The 19,900-nt window shown below is 71.0% G+C and carries 19 protein-coding genes; 11 read left to right on the forward strand and 8 right to left on the reverse strand.

What is annotated here, in order from left to right:
- Nucleotides 1–18 precede the first annotated feature (18 nt).
- The 3 genes from ABTZ59_RS10650 to ABTZ59_RS10660 all read left to right on the forward strand — a co-directional run bounded on the left by ABTZ59_RS10650 (nucleotide 19) and on the right by ABTZ59_RS10660 (nucleotide 3,221).
- Entirely contained in the window at nucleotides 19–864 is an 846-nt protein-coding gene (locus ABTZ59_RS10650; protein WP_351393884.1) for a GNAT family N-acetyltransferase, read from the forward strand.
- 16 nt (nucleotides 865–880) lie between these two features.
- Nucleotides 881–1,462: a GNAT family N-acetyltransferase gene (locus ABTZ59_RS10655; protein ID WP_351393887.1), complete on the forward strand. Its 582-nt coding sequence runs from the start codon at nucleotides 881–883 to the stop codon at nucleotides 1,460–1,462.
- Between the two features lie 67 nt (nucleotides 1,463–1,529).
- The gene (locus ABTZ59_RS10660) at nucleotides 1,530–3,221 is read left to right on the forward strand and encodes a proline--tRNA ligase (protein ID WP_351393891.1); all 1,692 of its coding nucleotides are present in this window, start codon (nucleotides 1,530–1,532) and stop codon (nucleotides 3,219–3,221) included.
- A gap of 90 nt (nucleotides 3,222–3,311) precedes the next feature.
- On the opposite strand, the gene ABTZ59_RS10665 is transcribed toward ABTZ59_RS10660, so the two are convergent.
- Genes ABTZ59_RS10665 through ABTZ59_RS10675 form a run of 3 tightly spaced genes read right to left on the reverse strand, consistent with a single transcriptional unit; the run spans nucleotide 3,312 to nucleotide 5,325 of the window.
- Nucleotides 3,312–4,238 (reverse strand): aminoglycoside phosphotransferase family protein, encoded by a 927-nt coding sequence (locus ABTZ59_RS10665; RefSeq protein WP_351393894.1) that lies wholly within the window; start codon nucleotides 4,236–4,238, stop codon nucleotides 3,312–3,314.
- Between the two features lie 32 nt (nucleotides 4,239–4,270).
- The gene (locus tag ABTZ59_RS10670; protein ID WP_351393897.1) at nucleotides 4,271–4,747 is read right to left on the reverse strand and encodes a ferritin-like domain-containing protein; all 477 of its coding nucleotides are present in this window, start codon (nucleotides 4,745–4,747) and stop codon (nucleotides 4,271–4,273) included.
- A complete protein-coding gene (locus ABTZ59_RS10675; protein WP_351393899.1) occupies nucleotides 4,744–5,325 on the reverse strand; it encodes a hypothetical protein in 582 nt (193 codons plus the stop codon). The genes ABTZ59_RS10670 and ABTZ59_RS10675 overlap by 4 nt, the downstream gene beginning before the upstream one ends.
- Nucleotides 5,326–5,446: 121 nt before the next feature.
- On the opposite strand from ABTZ59_RS10675, the gene rimP reads away from it, so the two are divergent.
- The 8 genes from rimP to ABTZ59_RS10715 all read left to right on the forward strand — a co-directional run bounded on the left by rimP (nucleotide 5,447) and on the right by ABTZ59_RS10715 (nucleotide 13,704).
- A complete protein-coding gene (gene rimP, locus ABTZ59_RS10680) occupies nucleotides 5,447–5,944 on the forward strand; it encodes a ribosome maturation factor RimP (RefSeq protein ID WP_249953666.1) in 498 nt (165 codons plus the stop codon).
- 2 nt (nucleotides 5,945–5,946) lie between these two features.
- Complete coding sequence (nusA, locus tag ABTZ59_RS10685) at nucleotides 5,947–6,990, forward strand: transcription termination factor NusA (RefSeq protein ID WP_351393902.1); 1,044 nt, start codon at nucleotides 5,947–5,949, stop codon at nucleotides 6,988–6,990.
- Nucleotides 6,991–7,175: 185 nt separating this feature from the next.
- A complete protein-coding gene (locus ABTZ59_RS10690) occupies nucleotides 7,176–7,466 on the forward strand; it encodes a YlxR family protein (protein WP_351394023.1) in 291 nt (96 codons plus the stop codon).
- A gap of 149 nt (nucleotides 7,467–7,615) precedes the next feature.
- Nucleotides 7,616–10,741, forward strand: coding sequence for a translation initiation factor IF-2 (gene infB, locus ABTZ59_RS10695; RefSeq protein WP_351393905.1), 3,126 nt, complete (start codon nucleotides 7,616–7,618; stop codon nucleotides 10,739–10,741).
- A 139-nt stretch (nucleotides 10,742–10,880) separates the two neighbouring features.
- Complete coding sequence (locus ABTZ59_RS10700) at nucleotides 10,881–11,174, forward strand: DUF503 domain-containing protein (protein ID WP_249954225.1); 294 nt, start codon at nucleotides 10,881–10,883, stop codon at nucleotides 11,172–11,174.
- A 40-nt stretch (nucleotides 11,175–11,214) separates the two neighbouring features.
- Nucleotides 11,215–11,664, forward strand: a complete 450-nt coding sequence (rbfA, locus tag ABTZ59_RS10705) for a 30S ribosome-binding factor RbfA (RefSeq protein WP_351393910.1) — start codon at nucleotides 11,215–11,217, stop codon at nucleotides 11,662–11,664.
- The gene (gene truB, locus ABTZ59_RS10710; protein ID WP_351393912.1) at nucleotides 11,661–12,560 is read left to right on the forward strand and encodes a tRNA pseudouridine(55) synthase TruB; all 900 of its coding nucleotides are present in this window, start codon (nucleotides 11,661–11,663) and stop codon (nucleotides 12,558–12,560) included. Before rbfA ends, truB begins: the two co-directional genes overlap by 4 nt.
- A gap of 202 nt (nucleotides 12,561–12,762) precedes the next feature.
- On the forward strand, nucleotides 12,763–13,704 hold the full coding sequence (locus ABTZ59_RS10715) for a bifunctional riboflavin kinase/FAD synthetase (RefSeq protein ID WP_351393915.1): 942 nt from the start codon (nucleotides 12,763–12,765) through the stop codon (nucleotides 13,702–13,704).
- Nucleotides 13,705–13,817: 113 nt separating this feature from the next.
- Here ABTZ59_RS10715 and ABTZ59_RS10720 read toward each other — a convergent pair whose 3' ends face one another.
- Genes ABTZ59_RS10720 through ABTZ59_RS10740 form a run of 5 tightly spaced genes read right to left on the reverse strand, consistent with a single transcriptional unit; the run spans nucleotide 13,818 to nucleotide 19,733 of the window.
- A complete protein-coding gene (locus ABTZ59_RS10720; protein ID WP_351393918.1) occupies nucleotides 13,818–14,831 on the reverse strand; it encodes an ABC transporter ATP-binding protein in 1,014 nt (337 codons plus the stop codon).
- Nucleotides 14,828–15,820, reverse strand: coding sequence for an ABC transporter ATP-binding protein (locus ABTZ59_RS10725; RefSeq protein ID WP_351393920.1), 993 nt, complete (start codon nucleotides 15,818–15,820; stop codon nucleotides 14,828–14,830). Before ABTZ59_RS10725 ends, ABTZ59_RS10720 begins: the two co-directional genes overlap by 4 nt.
- Nucleotides 15,817–16,752 carry an ABC transporter permease gene (locus tag ABTZ59_RS10730; protein ID WP_351393923.1) on the reverse strand — a complete coding sequence of 312 codons (936 nt, stop codon included), beginning with the start codon at nucleotides 16,750–16,752 and terminating at the stop codon, nucleotides 15,817–15,819. Before ABTZ59_RS10730 ends, ABTZ59_RS10725 begins: the two co-directional genes overlap by 4 nt.
- A complete protein-coding gene (locus ABTZ59_RS10735; protein WP_351393926.1) occupies nucleotides 16,749–17,822 on the reverse strand; it encodes an ABC transporter permease in 1,074 nt (357 codons plus the stop codon). The genes ABTZ59_RS10730 and ABTZ59_RS10735 overlap by 4 nt, the downstream gene beginning before the upstream one ends.
- A gap of 3 nt (nucleotides 17,823–17,825) precedes the next feature.
- A complete protein-coding gene (locus ABTZ59_RS10740) occupies nucleotides 17,826–19,733 on the reverse strand; it encodes an ABC transporter substrate-binding protein (RefSeq protein ID WP_351393929.1) in 1,908 nt (635 codons plus the stop codon).
- Nucleotides 19,734–19,900: the final 167 nt, after the last annotated feature.

A 19,900-nucleotide genomic window follows, 5' to 3' on the forward strand; every position in this document is an offset into this window, starting at 1 on the left:
GTATGGTGAGGCCCCCTCGTGTTGACGCAGACCACCACCCGGGTCCTCGAACCCAGCGAACTCGACGCCGCGCTCGCCATCCTGGAGAGTGAGCCCGTCGAAAACGCCTTCGTGACGTCCCGCGTGCAGGTCGCGGGGCTCGATCCCTGGCGTCTCGGTGGCGAGATGTGGGGATGGTACGCGGACGGGCGGCTGCGCTCCCTCTGCTACTCCGGTGCCAATCTCGTCCCCATCTGCGCCACCCCCGAGGCCGTGCGCGCCTTCGCCGACCGGGCGCGCAGAGCCGGCCGCCGCTGCTCCTCGATCGTCGGCCCCGCCGGGCCCACCGCCCAGCTGTGGCGGCTGCTCGAACCGAACTGGGGACCGGCCCGCGAGATCCGCGCCCACCAGCCGCTGATGGTCACCGAGCGGATTCCCACCGCGATCGCGCCCGACCCGCTCGTACGCCGAATCCGCAAGACCGAACTCGAAGTGATCATGCCCGCCTGCGTGGCGATGTTCACCGAGGAGGTCGGTGTCTCGCCGCTCGCCGGGGACGGCGGACTGCTCTACCAGGCGCGTGTCGCCGAACTCGTCGGAGCGGGACGCTCGTTCGCCCGAATCGACGACGGCAGGGTCATCTTCAAGGCCGAGATCGGTGCCGCCACCACTCGGGCCTGCCAGATCCAGGGGGTCTGGGTCGACCCCGAATTCCGCGGTCGCGGGCTGTCCGAGGCGGGCATGGCGGCGGTCGTGCGGTACGCGCTGGCCGATGTCGCGCCCGTCGTGAGCCTGTACGTGAACGACTACAACACCCCTGCCAGAGCCGCGTACCGCCGGGTGGGTTTCCGTGAAGTGGGTGCCTTCATGAGCGTGCTGTTCTGAAAGTAGGGTTCGGCCCATGCTGAGCATTCCCGGGCGGGGCCCCCGCACCCCCGACGTCCAGGTTGGGCCGGTCGATCTCGCCGCACGCGTCGACGAGGCGCTCGCCGTACAGGCCCTCGCCTTCGGGCTCAGTGCCGACGAGATCGAGGTACGCCGCCATATCGTGCTCCGGCATCTGCTGCTGCGCGGCTCCCGAGCCCTCGGCGCGACCACCGCGGCCGGCCGGCTCGTCGGCTTCGTATACGGACTGCCGAACGACCGCGGTCACTGGTGGTCCACCGTCGTCGAGCCGTATCTGCGCGCCACCGGCTCCGAGGACTGGCTCACCGACTCCTTCGTGATCACCGAACTGCATGTCCACCCGGAGTTCCAGGCCCGCGGCATCGGCCGCGCGCTGATCACCACGATCACCGACGGTGCCGGTGAACCCAAGTCGATCCTGTCCGCGATCGACATCGAGAGCCCGGCCCGCCGTCTCTACCGCGCGCTCGGCTACACCGACCTGGCGCGCCAGGTCCACTTCCCCAGCGCCCCCAAGCCGTACGCCGTGATGGGCGCCCCGCTCCCGCTGCGCCGGTCGGACGGCGCGGAGAACTGATTTCCGCCCGCGGGCGTGCCCCGGCTAACCTCCTGGCATCAGCCGAGAGAACGCAGGAGTGCTCCCCATGTCCCAGGTCCAGCGCATGTCCCGTTTGATGGTCAAGACATTGCGCGACGACCCGGCGGACGCCGAGACGCTCAGCCACAAGCTGCTCGTCCGCGCGGGGTATGTCCGCCGTACGTCCGCCGGCATCTGGAGCTGGCTGCCGCTGGGCAAGAAGGTCCTCGACAACATCTCGCGCGTCGTCCGCGAGGAGATGGACGCGATCGGCGCGCAGGAGGTGCTGCTGCCCGCGTTGCTGCCCAGGGAGCCGTACGAGGCGAGCGGCCGGTGGGAGGAGTACGGCGATCTGCTGTTCCGCCTCAAGGACCGCAAGGGCGCCGACTATCTGCTCGGCCCCACGCACGAGGAGATCTTCACCCAGGTCGTCAAGGACCAGTGCACGTCCTACAAGGACCTGCCGGTGATGCTCTACCAGATCCAGACGAAGTACCGCGACGAGGCGAGGCCGCGCTCCGGTGTACTGCGCGGGCGCGAGTTCCAGATGAAGGACTCCTACTCCTTCGACACCACCGACGAAGGCCTGGCCGAGTCGTACGCGCTGCACCGCGCCGCCTACCAGAAGATCTTCGCGCGCATCGGTCTCGACTTCCGAATCGTCTCCGCGGTCTCCGGCGCGATGGGCGGCTCCGCCTCCGAGGAGTTCCTGGCGCCCGCCGCGGCCGGTGAGGACACCTTCGTGGACTGCCCGGCGTGCGACTACGCGGCCAACACGGAGGCCGTCACATTCGCCGCGTCCGTGCCCCCGGCGGCCGAGCCCGGCCCGATCGAGGAGCTGGACACCCCCGACACCCCGACCATCGAATCGCTCGCCGCGTACCTCGGGGTGCCTGCCTCGGCGACCCTGAAGAACCTCCTCGTCAAGGTGGACGGCGAGATCACCGCGGTCGGCGTCCCCGGCGACCGCGAGGTGGACCTCGGCAAGCTGGGCGAGCACCTCGCCCCCGCCGTGGTGGAGCTGGTGACGGCCGAGGACTTCGAGGACCGCCCCGAGCTGGTACGGGGCTATGTCGGCCCGCAAGGCCTCAAGATCCGCTACATCGCCGACCCGCGCGTCGCGGCCGGCACCGCCTGGATCACCGGAGCCAACAAGCCCGACACCCATGCGCGCGATGTGGTCTGCGGCCGGGACTTCGAGGTCGACGACTATCTGGACGTCGTCGTGGTCGAGGAGGGCGACCCCTGCCCGGTCTGCGGCACTGGCCTCAAGCTCGACCGCGCGATCGAGATCGGCCATATCTTCCAGCTCGGCCGCAAGTACGCCGACACCTTCCAGCTCGATGTCCTCGGTCAGCAGGGCAAGCCGGTCCGCGTGACCATGGGCTCGTACGGCATCGGTGTCTCGCGCGCGGTGGCGGCCCTGGCCGAGCAGAGCGCCGACGAGCAGGGGCTGTGCTGGCCCCGGGAGATCGCCCCGGCCGACGTCCATGTCGTCGCGGCGGGCAAGGCGCTCCAGACGGAACTGGCGCTGGATGTCTCAGATCAGCTGTCGGCGGCCGGTCTGCGGGTGCTGGTGGACGAGCGTCCCGGGGTCTCGCCGGGCGTGAAGTTCACCGACGCCGAACTGATCGGTGTCCCCAAGATCCTGGTGGCGGGCCGCCGCGCGGCCGAAGGCGTCCTGGAGCTGAAGGACCGCCGTACGGGCGAGCGCGAGGAGCTGACCGTCGCGGAGGCGATCGCCCGCCTCACCGCCTGACCCGGGACCCCTCGCGGGACGGGCTCGCGCCGAGCCCGTCCCGTCCGGCCTGATCCAGACGAATGGCCCTAGATGTGCGGATCAATACACCTAGAGCCAGCCCGCGAACTCCAGCAGCATCTCCCCGCTCTGCCGACGTCCCGCCCGAAGCGTGCGCACGCCCGACTCCACCGCCCGGAACAGCGTCCACCCACGGACCCGTTCCCGGTCCAGATCCAGCGAATCGGCCAGTCTGTTGACGCGCCGACGGGCCGAGGACGGTCCCGACGAGGCCGCCACCAGGTCCTCGACCCGGTCGCGCACCAGCCGGGCCAGATCGTAGGCGCGCTCACCGACCAGCGGTTCCGGCCCGACCGCGAGCCAGGGCGCGCGGTCGCCTGCGAGCACCTTGCCCTGACCGAAGGCGCCGTGCAGGAGCTGTACCTCCGCGGCGGAGGCGCAGAGTTCGTCCCGAGCCGCCAGCGCGGCCGACACCAGCGGCGCGAGCGAGTCGTCGGCGTTCGTCCGCAGCGCCGCCGCCTCTCGCGCGGTCCGCTCGGCCACCGTCTCGAAGCCATGGCCCCCGGGCGGGTCGACCCACAGCCGACGCACCGTACCCGCCGCTTCGAGCAGCGACTTCGCCTCCGGCAGGGAGCGCAGCGACACCTCGGGATGCAGCCGCTCCAGCAGCAGGGCGCGACCCGCGGTATCCGGGGCGTCCGCGTCGTCCTCGTTCCCTGCGTCGAGCGGTTCCACCGCTCCCCAGCCCTTCCAGTGCGCCAGCGCCGCCCGCTCCAGCGAGGGAGCCGCGAACGGCGGGACGATCTTGAGCGTCGCGGGGGAGCCGTCGGACCGCCGTACGAGCAGCACCAGGCCGCTCCGGCCGCCGGGCGCGATCACCCGCTCGACCTCAAGACCCCGCCGGGCGACCGCCTCACCCGCGATGGCGGGCAGCCGGCCGAGCCATTCGGCCGCGGCGGTCTCCCCGTACCTCTCGCCGAGCGTGCGCACCAGACGCTGCGGCGGTTCGAAACCCATACGTGCGTTGTTCCCTTTCCGAGCTCACGGGCTCACGCGCGCTCGGCGAGCCCAGGAAAGGCTACGCCGGTCCCGCGCCAGCGCACCGCGCGCACGGCGGCCTCGCGCAGCGCGCCCGCCGCCTCCCGCCGCAGGGGGCCCTCCGAGGCCCGTACGAGATCCGAGTAGACGCCCGCGACCCGGTCCTCCAGTTCGGCGGCCAGCCGTACGGCCGCGGCGGAGTCCGGTACGGGGAAGGGCAGGTCGTACGCGGGGGCAGCGGCGGCGGGTGTGCCGCCCAGGTCCCGTACGGTCCGCGCCAGTGCGTCACGCCGGGCGCGGTGCGCCGCGTGCGCGCCGGTGGCCTCGCTCCGGCGTGCGCTCCCGACGCGACCGCCGACGACCCCGTACCCGTACACCGCCGCGTGCTCGGCGGCGAGCGCGGCCTGCGCGGCGTCCAGCGCGCCGTTGCCCGGCGCGGCCTCCGAGTCGGCGGTCCGCGCGGTCCGCACCGTCCACGCCGTGCTCATGAGCGGGATCCTTCCATCAGCAGATAGGCGTGGGCGGCGCTCGCCGCCGCGAGAGAGGCCAGCAGCCGGGCCAGCTCCGGGGGCGCCTCCATGAGCGCCGTGGTGTGCGCGTCGCTGGTACGGCGCTCGGTCCCGGCCAGTGCCCTGAGGGCCTCGGCCGGTGCCGCCGGGATCGCGGTCGAGCCAGGCGCCGGGCCGGCGGCCGTGACGGAAACGGACGGAGTGGGGGAGGGCCGCGCGGACGGGCTCGCGGACCCGGAAGGCTCCGGGGCCAGCGCCGCCAGCTGCTGTGCCACCGCGGCCCGCAGCGGAGCCAGCAGCTCACGCCGACCGGGGTGGCGCTTCAGCACGGCGTCGTACTGGCCCAGCAACTTCCGGTTGGCGCCGGCCGCGCGGGCCCGCAGCGCGCGCTCCAGCTCGGCCGCCCGCGCGATTCCCGCCGGGCTGTCCGCGGCCGGGGAGTCCGGGGAACAGCCGGTCACCAGACCGGCCGTCGCGGCGCCCGCGGCCATCAGCGCATGCCTCCGTGTCGTCCCCGTGCGCCCCACGCGTCTCTCCTCGGGCTTCGCGATGATCACCGCAGGCGAGCGTACCCGCGGGTCACTCCCAGGTGGACGGCAACACCCCTGGGGACCGGATACCCTTTGTTCTGACACGCGACGATCCCACAACAGCACACGCGGCCGAGGAGTCACCCGGATGAGCACCACCCAGAGCGAAAGGCTGCGCGGACTGCTGGAACCACTCGTCAGCGCGAAGGACCTGGATCTGGAAGAGATCGAGGTGTCCCGGGCGGGCAGGCGTCGTGTGCTGAGGGTCGTGGTCGATTCCGACGAGGGCGTGGACCTCGACGAGTGTGCCGAGCTGAGCCGCTCCATCTCCGACAAGCTCGACGAGACGGACGCGATGGGCGAGGACGAGTACCAGCTCGAAGTGACCTCCCCCGGCGCGGAGCGCCCGCTGACAGAACACCGCCACTACGTGCGCGCCGTGGGCCGGCTGGCCAGGTTCCAGCTGCACGACGACGGCGAACTGGTGGCCCGCATCCTCACCGTCGACGACGAGGGGCTCGACCTCGAAGTGCCGGGTGTGAAGGGGCGCAAGCCCACCGCCCGCCGGATCGAGTTCCCGGGGATCGACAAGGCGCGCGTGGAGATCGAGTTCAGCCGCAAGGACAAGAAGGAAGAGGAGGCGTAGCCGTGGACATCGATGTGAAGCTCCTGAAGGGCTTGGCACAAGAGAAGGAGATTCCCTTCGACCTGCTGGTCGAGGCGATCGAATCGGCGCTCCTCATCGCCTATCACCGCACCGAGGGCAGCCACCGGCGCGCCCGGGTCGTACTGAGCCGGGACACCGGTCATGTCACGGTCTGGGCGAAGGAGGACCCGGCCGATCTGGAGGAGGGCCAGGAGCCCAAGGAGTTCGACGACACCCCGTCGGACTTCGGCCGGATCGCCGCGACCACCGCCCGCCAGGTCATCCAGCAGCGGCTGCGGGACGCCGAGAACGACGTGACCTTCGGCGAGTACGCCCGCCGGGAGGGCGATATCGTCGCCGGTCTGGTCCAGCAGGGCAAGGACCCGAAGAACGTCCTGGTCAAGCTGGACGACAAGCTTGAGGCCATCCTTCCGGTGCAGGAACAGGTGCCGGGCGAGGAGTACACCCACGGTCTTCGGCTGCGTACGTATGTGGTCAGGGTGGCCAGAGGGGTGCGCGGACCGTCGGTGACGCTGTCGCGTACCCACCCCAATCTGGTGAAGAAGCTCTTCGCGCTGGAGGTCCCGGAGATCGCGGACGGCTCCGTCGAGATCACCGCGATCGCCCGCGAGGCCGGCCACCGCACCAAGATCGCCGTACGGTCGACGCGTTCCGGTCTCAACGCCAAGGGCGCCTGCATCGGCCCGATGGGCGCGCGGGTGCGCAATGTCATGGCCGAACTGCTGGGCGAGAAGATCGACATCGTGGACTGGTCGGACGACCCGGCCGAGATGGTCGCGAACGCGCTGTCACCGGCCCGGGTCAGCAAGGTCGAGGTGGTCGATCTGGGCGCCCGCTCCGCGCGGGTGACCGTGCCCGACTACCAGCTGTCGCTGGCGATCGGCAAGGAAGGGCAGAACGCCCGGCTCGCCGCCCGGCTGACCGGCTGGCGCATCGATATCCGGCCGGACACGGAGCCCACGGACGACGACCGCGACCGCGGCGACGACCGGGACCGCGGTCGTGACGACCGGGGACCGCGGTAGCGACCACGGCTGAACGTCCGGTGGCTGATCGTCCGGTTCGAATGATCAAGGAATGACCGGCGGTGGGGGCCCCTCGCGGTACGCCGCGACGAGGCCGCGCCGGACACCGGCGTGATCTTTCCGGCGGCAGGCGTTCGAACCTTGCCCCAAAGGGGTGGGGTCGGCGCGGGGAGGTAGACTTGAACGTGTCTGGCCGGACGGTCGACCGTGCATGCCCTGAACGAACCTGTGTGGGCTGCCGGGAGCGAGCGGCCAAGAACGATCTGTTGCGCATCGTGGTGGCCGGAGAACAATGTGTTCCCGATCAACGCGGTACGCTGCCCGGCCGGGGTGCGTATCTGCACCCCGTCTTGATCTGTCTCGATCTGGCGGTCCGCCGCCGGGCGTTCCCCCGGGCCTTCCGGGTCCAGGGACCGCTCGACAGCGCGGACCTGCGCCGGGTTGTCGAGGCGATCACAGTGCAGGCAGCACTGTAGGAAGAAGTACGGCACGGAACCCCGTGCGGTTCAGGTACCTCGCGAGTTGGAAGTAGGTCGAGATTGCGATGAGCACTCGATGAGTACGCGATGAGTACGCCCATGAAGTAGCGACGGTCCGGCGGTAACCCGGACCTAAAAGGAGCGAAGTGGCTAAGGTCCGGGTATACGAACTCGCCAAGGAGTTCGGCGTGGAGAGCAAGGTCGTCATGGCCAAGCTCCAAGAACTCGGTGAATTCGTCCGTTCGGCGTCGTCGACGATCGAGGCGCCGGTCGTACGCAAACTGACCGACGCTTTGCAGGGTCCCGGCGGCAACGCCGGCAAGACCACCGCGAAGCCCGGGGCGCCCCGCAAGGCGACCCCCGCCAGGCCCGCCGCGCCCTCTCCGGCGCAGGCGGCACGTCCCGCTGCCCCCAAGCCCGGTGTCCCGGCCCCCAAGCCGGCCGTCGCCGAGGCCCCCAGGAGCACTCCTTCCCCCGCGCCGACGCCCGGCCCGCGTCCGGCCCCGCGCCCCGCGGCCGCCGCGCCGAAGCCGGCGCCCGCCGCACCGGCGGCCCCGGAGTTCACCGCGCCCCCGTCGGCCCCGGCCGCCGGTCCCCGGCCCGGTGCCACCCCCGGCCCGCGTCCGTCCAACCGCCCGACGGGCGGCCAGGGCGACCAGCGCCAGGGCGAGCGACAGAGCGATCAGCGTCAGGGTGACCAGCGCCAGGGCGGCCGCTCCGGCGGCGCGCGTCCCGGCCAGGCCCCGCGTCCCGGTGCCCGCCCCGCGGGCCCGCGTCCGGGCAACAACCCCTTCACCTCGGGTGGCTCCACCGGAATGGCGCGCCCGCAGGCGCCCCGTCCCGGCGGCGCCCCGCGTCCCGGCGGCCCCGGTGCCCCCGGTGGTGCTCCGCGCCCGCAGGGCTCCGGTCAGGGCGGTCCCCGTCCGCAGGCCGGTCCCGGTGGCGGGAGCGGACGTCCCACCCCCGGCGGTATGCCGCGTCCGCAGGCGCCCCGCGCCGCGGGTCCCGGCGGTGGCCCCGGTGGTAACCGTCCCAACCCGGGCATGATGCCGCAGCGTCCCGCTGCCGGTCCGCGTCCCGGTGGTGGCCCCGGCGGTGGCCGTGGTCCCGGTGGCGGCGGTCGTCCCGGCGGTGCCGGTGGCGGCGGCGGTCGTCCCGGTGGCGGCGGCGGCTTCGCCGGTCGTCCCGGTGGCGGCGGCGGTGGCGGTTTCGCCGGTCGCCCGGGTGGCGGCGGCGGAGGCGGCGCTCCGGGTCGTCCCGGTGGTGGCGGCGGCTTCGGCGGCGGTGGCGGCGGTGGCCGTCCCGGCTTCGGCGGACGTCCGGGTGGTCCCGGCGGCCGTGGTGGCACACAGGGCGCGTTCGGCCGTCCCGGCGGGCCCGCCCGTCGTGGCCGTAAGTCGAAGCGGCAGAGGCGCCAGGAGTACGAGGCCATGCAGGCCCCGTCGGTAGGCGGCGTGATGCTGCCGCGCGGCCAGGGCCAGACGGTCCGGCTGTCGCGCGGTGCGTCGCTCACCGACTTCGCGGAGAAGATCAACGCCAACCCGGCGTCGCTCGTCGCCGTGATGATGAACCTCGGCGAGATGGTCACCGCCACGCAGTCCGTCTCCGACGAGACGCTTCAGCTCCTCGCCGGCGAGATGAACTACGTCGTCGAGATCGTCAGCCCCGAGGAGGAGGACCGCGAGCTGCTGGAGTCCTTCGACATCGAGTTCGGCGAGGACGAGGGCGGCGAGGAAGCCCTCGTGTCCCGTCCGCCGGTCGTGACCGTCATGGGTCACGTCGACCACGGTAAGACCAGGCTGCTGGACGCGATCCGCAAGACGAACGTCGTCGCGGGCGAGGCCGGCGGTATCACGCAGCACATCGGCGCGTACCAGGTCGCCACGGACGTCAACGGTGAAGAGCGCAAGATCACCTTCATCGACACCCCGGGTCACGAGGCGTTCACCGCCATGCGTGCCCGTGGTGCCAAGTCCACCGACATCGCGATCCTGGTGGTCGCGGCCAACGACGGTGTGATGCCCCAGACGATCGAGGCGCTGAACCACGCCAAGGCGGCCGACGTGCCGATCGTGGTCGCGGTCAACAAGATCGACGTCGAGGGCGCCGACCCGACGAAGGTGCGCGGTCAGCTCACCGAGTTCGGTCTGGTGGCCGAGGAGTACGGCGGCGACACGATGTTCGTCGACATCTCCGCCAAGCAGGGCCTGCACATCGACAGCCTGCTGGAGGCCGTGGTCCTCACCGCGGACGCCTCGCTCGACCTGCGGGCCAACCCGGAACAGGACGCGCAGGGTATCGCCATCGAGGCCCACCTCGACCGCGGTCGCGGTGCCGTCGCCACCGTGCTCGTCCAGCGCGGCACGCTGCGCGTCGGTGACACGATGGTCGCGGGTGACGCGTACGGCCGAGTCCGGGCGATGCTCGACGACAACGGCAACAACGTCGAGGAAGCGGCGCCGTCGACGCCGGTCCTGGTCCTGGGTCTCACCAACGTCCCCGGCGCCGGCGACAACTTCCTCGTGGTCGACGAGGACCGCACCGCCCGGCAGATCGCCGAGAAGCGCGCCGCTCGTGAGCGGAACGCGGCCTTCGCCCGCAGGGGCGTCAGGTTCTCCCTGGAGAACCTGGACGAGGCCCTCAAGGCCGGTCTGGTGCAGGAACTCAACCTCATCATCAAGGGCGACGCGTCCGGTTCGGTCGAGGCCCTGGAGTCCTCGCTGCTCCAGCTCGATGTCGGCGACGAGGTCGACATCCGGGTCCTGCACCGCGGTGTGGGTGCGGTCACCGAGTCGGACATCGACCTGGCCATGGGCTCCGACGCCATCGTGATCGGCTTCAACGTGCGCGCCGCCGGGCGTGCCGCGCAGATGGCCGAGCGCGAGGGCGTGGACGTCCGCTACTACTCGGTCATCTACCAGGCGATCGAGGAGATCGAGTCCGCCCTCAAGGGCATGCTCAAGCCGGAGTACGAAGAGGTCGAGCTCGGTACGGCGGAGATCCGCGAGGTCTTCCGCTCGTCCAAGCTGGGCAACATCGCGGGTGTTCTCATCCGCTCCGGCGAGGTCAAGCGGAACACCAAGGCCCGGCTCGTCCGCGATGGCAAGGTCATCGCGGAGGATCTCAACATCCAGGGTCTGCGCCGCTTCAAGGACGACGTCACCGAGATCCGCGAAGGCTTCGAGGGCGGTATCAACCTCGGAAACTTCAACGACATCAAGATCGACGACGTCATCGCGACGTACGAGATGCGCGAGAAGCCGCGCGGCTGACGCACGGCAACCGGTCCGGGGCCGGTCGACGGGACGCATATTCCGTCGATCGGCCCCGGCCGTTCCGTGTACGGTTCTTGTGCCCCTGCCAAGCGCTGGCAGGGCATCTGAACCCGTACCGGCGGGGATCCGGAAACGCATGTATGTGGGGACGCTGTCCTTCGATCTGCTCCTCGGCGACGTACGGTCGTTGAAGGAGAAACGCTCCGTCGTCCGGCCCATCGTCGCCGAGCTCCAGCGGAAATTCGCGGTGAGCGTGGCGGAAACCGGCGGCCAGGACCTCCACCGCAGGGCCGAGATCGGTCTCGCGGTGGTGTCCGGGGACTGGGCGCACCTCACGGACGTGCTGGACCGGTGCGAGCGCATGGTCGCCGGCCACCCCGAGGTGGAGCTGCTGTCGGTACGACGGCGGCTGCACGGCGATGAAGACTGACCAGTACACCAGAAATCCCAGAAGGAAGAGTGACGGACCGGTGACCGACAACGCGCGGGCCCGCAAGCTGGCCGATCGCATCCAGGTCGTGGTCGCGGAGACCCTGGACCGCCGTATCAAGGACCCGCGACTGGGCTTCGTGACCATCACGGACGCCCGTGTCACCGGCGACCTGCGGGAGGCCACGGTCTTCTACACGGTCTACGGCGACGACGAGGAGCGCGCGGCCTCCGCGGCGGCCCTGGAGAGCGCCAAGGGCGTCCTCCGCTCCGAGGTGGGCCGTCAGACGGGTGTCCGCTTCACGCCGACGCTGGCGTTCGTGCCCGACGCCCTGCCGGACAACGCCCGCACCATCGAGGACCTCCTCGACAAGGCGCGCGCCAAGGACGCGGAGGTACGGGAGGTGTCGACCGGCAAGACCTACGCGGCCGGGGCCGACCCGTACCGCAAGGACGACGAGGACGACACGGACGGCGCCGCCGCGGAATGACTCAGCAGAACACGACGCCCGACGGGCTTGTCATCGTGGACAAGCCGTCGGGCTTCACTTCGCACGACGTCGTCGCCAAGATGCGCGGGATCGCCAGAACCCGCCGCGTCGGCCACGCCGGCACCCTCGACCCCATGGCGACGGGCGTCCTCGTCCTCGGCGTGGAGCGGGCCACGAAGCTCCTCGGACATCTCGCGCTGACCGAGAAGGAATACCTCGGCACGATCCGGCTGGGGCAGAACACCGTCACGGACGACGCGGAAGGGGAGATCACCTCCTGCGCCGACGCCTCCGGGGTGAAGCGCGACGCCATCGACGCCGGGATCGCGGCGCTGACCGGCGCCCTCATGCAGGTGCCGTCCAAGGTCAGCGCCATCAAGATCGACGGCAAGCGGTCCTACGCGCGGGTACGGGGCGGCGAGGAGTTCGAGATCCCGGCCCGCCCGGTGACCGTCTCCTCGTTCCGGCTCTACGACGTCCGCGAGGCGGTCGCGGAGGACGGCACTCCCGTCCTCGACCTGGTCGTCTCCGTCGTCTGTTCCTCCGGCACGTACATCCGCGCCCTCGCCCGCGACCTCGGCGCCGGCCTCGGGGTCGGCGGCCATCTCACCGCGCTGCGCAGGACCCGGGTGGGCCCCTACGCGCTGGACGCGGCGAAGACGCTCGACCAGCTCCAGGAGGAGCTGACCGTCATGCCGGTCGCCGAGGCCGCCGCCGCGGCGTTCGCGCGCTGGGACGTGGACGACAAACGGGCCAAGCTGCTGATCAATGGCGTACGGCTGGACATGCCCTCGTACCCGACGGGTCCCGTGGCCGCGTTCGACCCCCAGGGGCGTTTCGTGGCGCTGGTCGAGGAGCAGCACGGCAAGGCCAAGAGCCTCGCGGTCTTCGGCTGAACCCTCCACCGTGGGGCGGACGGGCACGCCCGCCCCACGGTCCCCCTCCCACTGGTGTCTGTCCACCCCACGCCCGCCGCTCACCCCACCGGCCGGGCGCTCGGAGTGCACCACCGGTGTACGAGGGGCGTGTTCGGCATGGCAGTCTTAGAGCTGCGTAATCGGTAATGACGTACACAGTTTCGGGCGAGGAGCGGTCACAGTGCAGCGCTGGCGTGGCTTGGAGGACATCCCCCAGGACTGGGGGCGCAGCGTCGTCACCATCGGCTCCTACGACGGGGTGCACCGCGGTCACCAGCTGATCATCGGACGGGCCGTGGAACGGGCGCGCGAGCTGGGGGTGCCGTCGGTCGTCGTGACCTTCGACCCGCACCCCAGCGAGGTCGTACGCCCCGGGAGCCACCCGCCCCTGCTCGCGCCCCATCACCGGCGCGCCGAGCTGATGGGCGACCTGGGGGTGGACGCGCTGCTGATCCTCCCCTTCACCGTCGAGTTCTCGAAGCTGTCGCCCGCCGACTTCATCGTGAAGGTCCTGGTCGACAAGTTGCACGCCCGGGCGGTCATCGAGGGCCCGAACTTCCGCTTCGGCCACAAGGCAGCCGGCGATGTCGCCGTCCTCGCCGATCTGGGTGTGACGTACGACTACGAGGTCGAGGTCGTCGATCTCTACGTCACCGGCGAGGCGGGCGGCGGTGAGCCCTTCTCGTCGACCCTCACCCGCAAGCTGGTCGCCGACGGGGACGTCGCGGGCGCGGCGGAGATCCTGGGCCGCCCGCACCGGGTGGAGGGCGTGGTCGTACGCGGCGCGCAGCGCGGCCGCGAGCTCGGCTTCCCGACGGCCAACGTGGAGACCCTGCCGCACACCGCGATCCCGGCGGACGGGGTGTACGCGGGCTGGCTGACGGCGGACGGGGAACGGATGCCGGCGGCGATCTCGGTGGGCACGAACCCGCAGTTCGACGGCACGGAGCGGACGGTCGAGGCGTATGCGATCGATCGGGTGGGCCTGGATCTGTACGGGCTGCATGTGACTGTGGACTTCTTGTCGTATGTGCGGGGGCAGCGGAAGTTCGAGTCGATCGAGGCGCTGCTGGAAGCGATGGGGGACGACGTGAAGACATCGCGCGCGCTGCTCGGAATGTAGCCGGGGGTTCGTCTCCGGCGGGGGCCGCGGCGGCCGGGTGCCGGTTGTCGCCAGGGTGCGATTCGGCTGGGGCCGGGGTGCGGTGCGGGTTGTCGCCGGGGCGCGCTCCGGGGCTAAACCGCTCCCGCCCAGTGGCACGCCACCTGCGTAGCCGCCCCGCCCCCCAGCACCGGCAGCTCCGCCGTCCGGCACCTCTCCGCCACCCCCGCCCGCTCCGCCTCGCCCGACGCCAGCACCTGGCACCGCGCGTGGAAGCGGCAGCCCGTCGGAATGCGGGACGGGTCCGGGGGCTCGCCCGTGAGGATCACCGGGGGGCCGTCCGACTCGGGGAGGACGGACAACAGCGCCCGCGTGTAAGGATGCTGAGGGCTCGTCAGTACCTCCTCGACCGGTCCCGTCTCCACGATCCGGCCCAGGTACATCACCGCCACCCGGTCCGCGATGTTCCACGCGAGGCCCAGGTCGTGCGTCACGACCAGCGCGGAGAGGCCGAGTTCATCGCGCAGGGACAGCAGGAGCGCCAGGATCTCGCCCCGTACCGACGCGTCCAGGGACGCCACCGGCTCGTCCGCGACGATCAGTTCGGGCTTCAGTACCAGCGCGCCGGCGATGACGACGCGCTGGCGCTGGCCCCCGGACAGCTCGTGCGGGTAGCGCAGGAAGAAGCGCTCGGGCGGGCGCAGACCGGCGCGGGACAGCGCCTCGGCGACGGCTTCGCGTTCGTCGCCGCGGTAGCCGTGGATCCGGAGGCCCTCCGCCACCGCGTCGTACACCGTATGGCGCGGGTTGAGGGAGCCGCTCGGGTCCTGGAGTACCAGTTGGACCCGCTTGCGATACGCCTTGAGGGTGCGGGAGCCGTACCCCAGCGGTTCCCCGGCGAAGCTGACCCCGCCGCCGGTGGGCGGTACCAGACCGAGGAGGGCGCGGGCCAGCGTGGTCTTGCCGCAGCCGGACTCGCCGACCAGCGCGACGATCTCCCCGGGGCCGATGTCGAGGTCGACGCCGTCGACGGCGCGGGCGGGCGCGGCGCCGCGTCGGCCCGGGAAGGTGACGTTCAGCCCGGCGGCCGAGAGCAGGGGCGCGCTGGTCAAGGGGGGCTCCTGAGGGGTGGTCGCGGGCGCCGTCATGGCCGTACCTCCGTGGGTGCCGTCGAGCCCACCCGTACGCAGGCCGCGCGCCGGCCGGGACCCGCGTCCCGTAGCTTCTGGTCGTCGGTGGCGCAGGAGGCCAGCGCGGCCGGGCAGCGCGGGTGGAACGTACAGCCGGGCGGCAGCGACGACGGGTCCGGCGGGTCGCCGGGCAGCCCGCGCGGGGCGCGCCGGGACGCGAGGTCGCCGATGCGCGGGAAGGCGGCGGAGAGCGCTCGGCCGTACGGGTGCTCGGCGGCGTCGTAGACCGTACGCGCCGGTCCCTCCTCGACGATCCGGCCCGCGTACATCACGGCGAGCCGGTCGCAGGTGTCCGAGAGGACCGCCAGGTCATGGCTGATCATCAGCAGGCTGATGCCCTGGTCCGCGACGAGCTGTTCGATCAGCCGCAGGATCTGCGCCTGGATCATCACATCGAGCGCGGTGGTCGGCTCGTCCGCGACGATGAGCCGTGGATCGCAGGCGAGCGCCATCGCGATCATCACGCGCTGGCGCTGCCCGCCGGAGAGTTCGTGTGGATAGGCGTCCGCGCGGACGGCCGGCAGTCCGACCTGTTCCAGCAGTTCGCCGGTGCGCGAGCGGGCCGCGGCGGGGGTCGTGCGCCGGTGCAGCAGTACCGGTTCGGCGATCTGGTCGCCGATCCGGTGCACCGCGTTGAGCGAGTGCATCGCGCCCTGGAAGACGATCGACGCCCCCGCCCACCGAACCGCGCGCAGCCGCCCCCACCTCATGGTGAGGATGTCCTCGCCGTCGAGCAGGATCTCCCCGGACAGCCGCGCGGAGGCGGGCAGCAGCCGCAGCAGCGCGAGTGCGAGGGTGGACTTGCCGCACCCCGACTCACCGGCGATGCCCAGCTTGCGGCCGGATTCGACGGTGAGATCGACACCCCGTACGGCGGGCACGGCGCCGGGACCTGAGCCGTATGTCACCTGGAGGTCCTTGATCTCCAGCAGCGTCGTGTCGGTCAACGGGACACCCCCAGCTTCGGGTTGAGCACGGTCTCGACCGCCCGCCCGCAGAGTGTGAAGGCGAGCGCGACGAACGCGATGGCGATACCGGGCGGCGCCAGATACCACCAGTGCCCCGAGGAGACCGCGCCCGCCTCGCGCGCGTCCTGGAGCATGCCGCCCCAGGAGATGACGAGGGGATCGCCGAGGCCCAGGAAGGCGAGAGTCGCCTCCGTCAGGATGGCGCTGGAGATGCCGAGCGTGGTCTGGGCGAGCACCAAGGGCATGACATTGGGCAGCACATGGCGCGTCATGATGTGGCCGTGGCCGCCGCCGAGCGCACGGGCGCGCTCGATGTACGGACGGGACTCGACGGCGATGGTCTGGGCCCGTACCAGCCGTGCCGTCGTCGGCCAGCTGGTGACACCGATCGCGAGGATCACCGTCCAGATGGACCGTGACATGACCGTCGCGAGGACGATCGCCAGCACGAGCGCCGGCATCACCAGGAACCAGTCGGTGATCCGCATGACCACCGTCGCGAACCAGCCGCCGTAGTGCCCGGCGATGACCCCGACGAGTGTGCCGATGGCCACCGACAGCGCGGCGGCCAGCAGTCCCACGGTCAGCGAGATCCGGGCACCCCAGACGAGCAGACCGAGCAGTGAACGCCCGAACTGGTCCGTACCGAGCGGGAATTCACCGCTCGGCTTCTCCAGGGCCGTACCGGGAGCGTTGGTCACACTCCGCACGTCGTCGCCGACGAGCAGCGGTGCGAGGACGGCGATCAGCGCGATGAACGCGAGCCCGGCGAGGCCCAGAAGTCCGGCGCGGTGTGTCCGGTACTCCTTCCAGAAGCGGGTCACCGAGCCGCGCCGACGGGCACGGGCGAGCGAGGAGGCCGACGGCGGCGCGTCTCCCTCGGAGGCCGGCGGGGTCTTCTCCAGGGTCATCGGCCCACCCGGGGATCGAGAAGCGGATAGAGCAGATCGGCGAGGAGGTTCATCAGGATCATCGCCCCGGCGAAGACGACGAACAGCCCCTGGACGAGGGGCAGATCGGGCACGCTCAGCGCCTGGTAGAAGAGTCCGCCGAGACCGGGCCAGGAGAAGACCGTCTCGACGAGGATCGAACCCGCCGCCACATGGCCCAGATTGATGAAGACCATGGTGACGGTGGGCAGCAGGGCGTTCGGCACCGCGTGCCGACGGCGTACGAGATCGTCCCGCAGCCCCTTCGCCCGCGCCGTCGTCAGATAGTCGCCGCCCATCTCGTCCAGCAGGGAGGACCGCATGACGAGCAGCGTCTGCGCGTATCCGACCGCGACCAGCGTGGCCACCGGCAGCACCATGTGGTGGGCCACATCGAGGACGTAACCGAAGCCGGACGTATCGCCCGACTCCATGCCACCGGTCGGGAACATGCCGGGGATCGGACCGATGCCCACCGAGAAGACGATGATCAGCAGCAGCCCGAGCCAGAAGGACGGGACGGACCAGAGCGTCAGCGCCACACCGGTGTTGAGGCGGTCGCTCAGGCTGCCGTTGCGCCAGGCGGAGCGGGTGCCGAGCCAGAGGCCGAGCGCCGAGTAGATCACCACGGCGACACCCGTGAGCAGCAGCGTCGCGGGCAGCTTCGCGGCGATCAGCTCACCGACCGGCGCGTGGAACTGGTACGAGGTGCCGAGATCGCCGGTCAGCGCCCGGCCGCAGTAGTCGGTGAACTGCTGCCACAGCGGCAGATCGAGTCCGAACTGCTTGCGCAGCGTGGCCAGTTGCTCGGCGGAGGTCGGCACGCCATGGGTCATGGCCTTGACCGGGTCGCCGGGGATGATCCGGAAGAGGAAGAAGCTGGTGACGAGGACGGCGAGCAGCGAGACGACGGCGCCGCCCAGCTTGCCCGCCACATAGAGCGGATACGCGGTCCTGGTGCCCGAGGTGGTGGGGGCGGGGCCGGACGGCCCGGTCTTCACCGGGCCGTCGACGGTGTCCCGCACCACACCGGGGGTGCTTGCGGTGCTCATCGGTCATTCACGGTCTTCCGCGGTGGAACGGCGTCGCATCGCGACGAAGAGACCGAGGGCGACGACGACCACGACGGCCGCCCCGATCCCGATCACCACACCGGTCGAGGAAGAGCCGCCGGAACCGCCGCCGTCCTCGGCCGGCACCGCGGACCACCAGCTCCAGTAGCCGTCCTGGCCCCAGATATTGCCGGCGGCCTCCGGCATCGTCGTGATCGACTTGATCTGGTCGGTACGGTACGCCTCGACCGCGTTGGGGTAGGCCATGACATTCATATACCCGGAGTCGTACAGCCACGATTCCATCTGCTTGACGAGTTCCGCCCGCTTGGCGGGGTCGTACTCCGCCGACTGCCGCGCGTACAGGTCGTCGTACCGCTTGTCGCAGATGAAGTTGTCCGTCGCGCCGCTGTCCTTGGGCGTGGCGGGAAGCGCGCCGCACGTGTGAATGGAGAGGACGAAGTCGGGATCGGGGTTGACCGACCAGCCGTCGAACGCCAGGTCGTAGTCGCCCGCGAGCCATGGGTCGGAGACATTGTCGAGACACTCGACCTTCAGCCCGATACCGAGCTGCCCCCACCACTCCTGGAGATACTTGCCGATGGCCTTGTCGTTCGGGTCCGTCGCATGACACAGGATCCGGAAGTCGAGCGGTTTGCCGTCCTTGCCCACGCGCTTGCCCGCGCCGTTCTTCCGGTAGCCGGCCGCGTCGAGGGTCCGGGCCGCGGCGGCGGGGTCGTACGCGATCGTCTGATCGGCCGAGGGCTCCCAGAAGTACGCGCTGAAGCGCGGCGGGACATAGCCCTTGCCCTCGATGGCGTGCCCCTGGAAGACCTTGTCGATGACGGTCTTGCGGTCGACCGCCTGGAACAGCGCCTTGCGGACCGCCTGGTCGAGCAGCGCGGCGTGCCCGTTGCCGAACGTCTTGCCGTCCTTCGAGCGGGCACCCGGGTTGGTGGCGAGCGCGTAGAAACGGCGCCCAGGTGCGTCATTGACCTTGATGTTGTCGGCGCTCTTCAGCGCCGCTGCCTGCGCGGGGGTGAGGCCCGAGGCGAAGGACACCTCCCCCTTCTGGAGCGCCGCGACGGCAGCGTCCCCGTCCTTGTAGTACTTGAGGACCAGCTCGTCGAACTTGGGCGCACCGCGCCAGAAGTCCTTGTTCGGCTTGAGCTTGATGTACTGGTCGACCTTGAAGTCCGTGATGATGAAAGGCCCGTTGCCGACGATCGGGAACCGCTTGTCGTTGTTGAACGTGGAGAAGTCGCCGACCTTCTCCCAGATGTGCTTCGGCACGATCGGCACATCGAGCGCCGTCATGGTGGCCTGAGGCTTGTTCAGTTCGACGACGAGCGTCCGCGGGTCGGGGGCGGTGACCTTCTTGAAGTTGGACGTGAAGCTGCCATTGGCGGTGGCCGCGTTCTCGTCCGTCATCATCTTGTTGAACGTCCAGGCGGCGTCCTCGGCGGTCGCCCGGACACCGTCGGACCACTTCGAGTCCTCGCGGATGGTGAACGTCCACGTCAGCTTGTCCGCGGAGGGCTCCCAGGCGGTGGCGAAGCCGGGGACCGTGTGCGCGTCCTTGGGGTCGTAGTTGGTCAGATACTCATAGGCCAGCCGGTGGATGCTGGTGCTCACCAGTGACTGCGCCAGGAACGGGCTGAGGGAGTCGACACTCTGGCTGACCGCGACGGTGAGGACCTTCTTGCCGTCGTCGGCGGCCTCGGCCTGCTGGGGCGCGGGGAGCAGCGGGTTGAGGGGGAGCACGGTCCCGGCCACGAGCGCGGCGGAGGCGGCACCGGAGGCCAGGAGCAGACGGAGACGGGGGCGTTGCCTGACGGGCTGCTGGGCGCGCCGCCGGGCAGTCGGCCGGGCGGGCCGCCGTGGCGTGCGCGGGAAGACTCTTTCGACCATGGGACGGTGACCTCGTGTTATCACTCGCACGGAGAAGCCGGGTTGCTGCTGATTCGCCATCTGGTGAAGCGAAGGTTTATCAGCGGCTGTCCGGCTGAGTCAACGGCCGCCCACACCCCGTGTGGTCTGCGGGAATACGGCGAGGGGCCGCACCGTGCAGCCGGTGC

The organism is Streptomyces sp. NPDC094034, assembly GCF_040303865.1.
In the GTDB taxonomy this organism is placed as follows: domain Bacteria; phylum Actinomycetota; class Actinomycetes; order Streptomycetales; family Streptomycetaceae; genus Streptomyces.